Raw genomic sequence first — 3,828 nt, forward strand, 5'->3', positions numbered from 1 at the left:
TCCCGTAATTGTACTTTCTCGCCACCGAGAACAATTAATAAGTAAGATGACATCAACAATACTTCGAAGAAAACGAACATGTTAAATATATCACCAGTTGTAAAGGCACCATTCACTCCTGTTAACATAAACAAAATACCTGGATAGTAAAAGAAAGATTCACGAGCTTTACCAATAGATGAAAAACTGTAACATACAACAAAGATGGCAATTACTGTGGAAGAAAGAACAAGTAAAATGGAAAGCATATCAGATACCATTGATATACCGAAGGGCGCAGGCCAGCTACCGAGTGTAATGGCTTGAATACCATCCGTTTTGACTTTATTTAATAATGAAACAGATGCGAGTAAAGTTGAGCCAAGTGCTAATAAAGCACCTACTCTTTGTGCATAAATTTTCTTTGGAAATAACATCAAAATCATGGCAAAGAAAAAGGGTATTATGATGGGGAACAAAAGCAAATTAGTCATCATCTTCAGTTCCTCTCATTAAATTCATATTATCTGTACCTAGCTCTTGATAAGAGCGATAAGCGAGTACTAGGAAAAATGCTGTAACACCAAAGCTAATAACAATTGCCGTTAAGATTAGTGCTTGTGGTAACGGATCAGCGTAATCTGTTACGCCGGGTGACACAACAGGAGGTGAGGAACCATCTAATCCACCCATTGTTAATATAAGTAAATGCGCACCGTGACTAAGTAACCCAGTGCCGATAATAATTCGAAGTAAGCTTTTTGAAAGCATTAAATAAACCGCGGCCATAAAAAGAAAGCCAATGACAAAACACATGACAATTTCCATTAATCATCAGCTCCAATCGATTGAATAATGGTCATCGTTACACCTACGACAACTAAGTACACTCCTGTATCAAATAACATAGCAGTATGTAGAGACTGTTTGCCTAATAAAGGAAGATCAAAATAATCAAATGCATGTGTGAAAAAAGGAACATTAAAGATAATAGAGCCAGCAGCAGTAGCTAATGCTACTAACAAACCTATTGCTGTCATAACCGTGTAATTTATCGGCAATGCAGTTGAAACGGTTTTGATATCAAAAGCAAGCAGTAATAGGACAATACCACTCGCAGTTAACAAACCTCCAACAAATCCACCACCTGGTGCATAGTGGCCTGCAAAGAAAATATGAATCGAAAAGAGAATAATAATGAAAAATATGAGCTTCGTTGTTGTCTGTAAAATCACATCATTAGTTTTCATTTCGATTCACCTCTTTCTTTTTAGTTAATCGAAGCTTAATCATACCGATAATTCCTAAAGAGGCGATTGCAAGTACCGCAATTTCAAACAAAGTATCAAAACCACGATAATCCACTAAAATAACGTTAACAATATTTCCTCCGCCTGCTTCAGAATATACTGTTTCTTCATAATAAGATGAAATAGAAGGAATCAGTTTTTGTGAATGGGCAGAGAGAGCAACAATTGTTACTGTTACACCAACCCCAAACGCGACTAATGCATTGCCCAAACGGAATTTCATTCGGTTTTCATGACGATTAAGTTTTGGTAAGTGATAAAAAGCCAATAAGAACAGAGCAACAGATACGGTTTCAATAACAAGTTGTGTTAATGCTAAATCAGGTGCATTGAAGATAACAAAGAATAAAGCGACCGTGTAACCAACTGCCCCTAATGCAATAATCGAAGTTAATCGAGACTTAGCAAGCAAAATGGTCATCGTTCCAGCAACTAACACAAGGGCAATAATCAATTCATAAAATCGAATCGGTGAAAGCATGGCGAAGCTCACATCGAAAGCATTCTGGATAAAAACTGTACTGATAGTTAAGAGAATAATCCCTGAAAACATATACACTAAATACGAACGCATATAACCGCTCATATAAAGTCTAGATAAACGGTTTGTCCCAACTTCACTTAAAAACATAATGCTGTCGTAAAGGCGATTCAGTGAAAAGCCTTCAGGGAATTTACTGTACAAAGGTTGCCACTTAGATAAAGTGAGATATAACAAGTATCCAAGAACGATGATCCCAACGGTCATCCAAAGTTCAGGAGTAAGACCATGCCACGCAGAAATGTGAATATCGATATCACTAGTCGAAGTATAAAGGAAAGGTTGAATCGCCATAACCGCAGGTTTAACCAAAGCATCCCCAATTACATTGGGAATGAAGAATATAGCTACGACAAGGGAACCTAATATTGCAGGTGAAATGAGCATACCAATTGGTGCTTCATGCGCTTGTTTTGGTAATAATTCTGGTTTGTGTTTTCCTGTAAATGTCCGGAAAACAAAGTAGAAACTATAAACAAACGTAAAGACACTTGCTATCCATGCAATTATCGGGAACAAAATGCCCCAAGTATCAAATGCAAAAAGATCAAATTCAGAAATTGACAGCATGCCAGTTAAGAACATCTCTTTACTTAAGAATCCGTTAAAAGGAGGGAGACCTGCCATTGAAAAGCTCCCGATAAGAGCAATGGTAAAAGTAATCGGCATTAAACTCATGAGGCCGCCTAGTTTACGAATATCACGGGTACCTGTTTCGTGATCGATAATCCCGGCAATCATGAACAAACATCCTTTAAACGTTGCATGATTCACTAAATGGAAAATGGCCGCAAATGCTGCGTATTTGAAAATGGAATTATCCTCTACACCTGTATGGAATGAAATTGCTCCAGCCCCAAGTAAAGACATAATTAAACCAAGTTGACTTACGGTTGAAAATGCTAAAATGCCTTTTAGGTCGGTTTGTTTCAAGGCAAAGAAGGATCCCCAGAATAAAGTAAGTAAACCGATTCCAGTTACTAACCAAATCCAATATTCTGAACTAGCATAAAGGGGAGTGAAGCGTGCCACCAGATACAATCCTGCTTTAACCATAGTCGCAGAATGTAAGTACGCGCTCACCGGTGTAGGCGCTTCCATCGCATCCGGAAGCCAAATGTAGAATGGGAACTGGGCAGACTTTGTGAAAGCTCCTAATAACACAAGTACAAGTGACCAAACAAACCACTTATGATTAGCAAGCTCTGGTGCTAGTGCGATTAATTCTCTAATTGAATAAGTGTCACCCATTATAGAAAGTAGTACAAATCCACCGAGCATCATAAGTCCACCAAAGACGGTTATCATCATCGATTTTAACGCGCCGAAGCGTGAACGATCCCGCTTATACCAATAACCTATTAATAAAAACGAGGAAATTGAAGTTAACTCCCAAAAGAAATACAAACTTATCAAATGATCAGATTGAACAACTCCGAGCATCGCTGTCATAAACAGCAATAAATACACGTAAAAATTATGTAATTGCTCACGAGTTTTATCTAAGTAGAATATAGAATATAGAACCACAAGTGACCCGATTCCGGTGATAAGAAGAGAGAATAATAAACTCAATCCATCTATGTACGATATAAATGAAATGTCTAGCGAAGGAATCCAATTAAATGAAGAACTATGTGCTTCCCCCTTTTGAACCATTGGTAACAAGGTCGTGTAAAGTCCAAATAATACAACGGGTACAACAAGGACAAACCAGCCAGTGTGAATTCCACTAACTTTTTTATACAAAAAAGGAATCACAAGTGCAGCAATCATTGGGATGAAAATAAAATAAACAAATGACAAGTTAATCCTCCTTCTTCGAAAAACTACAAATTCATAATCAATAATGCAATTATAGCTTACATATGGAGTGATTGCATGGGATACTCTTTACAGTAAAGGTAGAAACGACCTATCTTTATCCGTCTTAATAAATAGGAAGAGACCATTCATATTTAGTGGGATTAATTTTGCAAATTTCTTCTTCTATATAAC

At 37.2% G+C, this 3,828-nt stretch carries 3 protein-coding genes and 1 pseudogene; all 4 read right to left on the bottom strand.

Features of this window, described 5'->3' with window-relative positions; genetic code table 11:
• Positions 1–473, bottom strand: a pseudogene (locus tag AC1DOS_RS18560) (Na+/H+ antiporter subunit D); the annotation flags it as partial.
• Positions 466–807: a Na(+)/H(+) antiporter subunit C gene (locus AC1DOS_RS18565; protein WP_108585089.1), complete on the bottom strand. Its 342-nt coding sequence runs from the start codon at positions 805–807 to the stop codon at positions 466–468. The gene AC1DOS_RS18565 and the pseudogene AC1DOS_RS18560, both read right to left, overlap by 8 nt.
• Entirely contained in the window at positions 807–1,229 is a 423-nt protein-coding gene (locus AC1DOS_RS18570) for a Na(+)/H(+) antiporter subunit B (protein ID WP_477538694.1), read from the bottom strand. The genes AC1DOS_RS18565 and AC1DOS_RS18570 overlap by 1 nt, the downstream gene beginning before the upstream one ends.
• Positions 1,219–3,636, bottom strand: a complete 2,418-nt coding sequence (locus AC1DOS_RS18575; RefSeq protein ID WP_477538695.1) for a Na+/H+ antiporter subunit A — start codon at positions 3,634–3,636, stop codon at positions 1,219–1,221. The genes AC1DOS_RS18570 and AC1DOS_RS18575 overlap by 11 nt, the downstream gene beginning before the upstream one ends.
• Positions 3,637–3,828 lie beyond the last annotated feature (192 nt).

It is taken from the genome of Paenisporosarcina sp. P5_A11, assembly GCF_056400705.1.